1 protein-coding gene is annotated in these 1,065 nt (G+C 46.0%); it reads right to left on the bottom strand.

The window, feature by feature from the left end; genetic code table 11:
• The coding region (locus R8N28_RS26815) for a GNAT family N-acetyltransferase (protein ID WP_318183868.1) at window positions 1-1,065 on the bottom strand (1,065 nt) is incomplete at both ends.

Here is a 1,065-nt window from a genome sequence, read left to right on the forward strand (position 1 = left end):
CAACAATGAATAACAACCACTGGCGGCATCGCGCATAGTTCCTAAACGAATAGATTGATAGCCAGCTTGTTGCCAAAACTGAATCAACTCATCCGTCGCACCAAAACTTGTCGATAGGTAATCCACATGTTCGCCAACACTTTCCTCGAGTAGTGTTAGCATGCGCTTGCCAATGCCCGAACCTTGTAGATCAGGATGCACCGCAATTCGCATCACTCGTGAAGTAATAAGCCTGCCTACCTTTACCAAACCAAGTTGATTGATGATGGTGATTGGCGTCAAATGCCCCTTAGGACGACGTTGACCAAGTTGAATAGCTTCAATTAACTCGTCATCAAGACCGCCCTCCTCAACCGTGAGAATGACTCCGATGATATTTTGTTTATCCATCGCGAGATAAACGGAGCTGTTGTCATCTCGCAGTAAATGGAGCAAATCATTCGGTGAGGTTTGATAATGAGCATTAACCAGTAAAGCAAAGCATTCGCGTAGTAAGTTGGGTTGGTGAACCAGTGCTTGCTTGTCCACTTTGTTCAACGATACGTTCGCCATGCCTTCAATGGATTGCGGCGATAATTCAGCGTTCAAGATAAAAGCGTCATACAACCACGTTTCTAACTTATCATCTGCACTCCAACGAATTGGCTGCTGCATGTGATACGTCTTCATGCCAGGTCGTTGTTGTTGCAACCATTCAATGAACTTCAACGTGAAGCCACGTCCGCAGCCTTCATAGCCATGAATCGTGCTAGAAAAGACCAAACGATGATAATGCTCGGTGATTTGTTTGAGCATCGGGACGGGAATCGCAGCCGCTTCATCGACTAGCAACAAATCACACTCAGGCAGCGAAGACAACAATTCGTCAGGCGCAATAAACTGAATATACCCATATCCGACTTCCAAACGGTCTTTCTTCATCTGTTTGGCATCCGTAAGTAAACGCTGCGCGTGCTGATAGACTGGCTCAACAGCGTTAATAGAAGGCGCGGTAAGTAATATACGCAGTGGCTTGTGTTGCAATAACTGAGCACAAGCAATGCCTAATGCGCTGCTTTTACCTCT

It is taken from the genome of Vibrio sp. Vb1554, assembly GCF_033344235.1.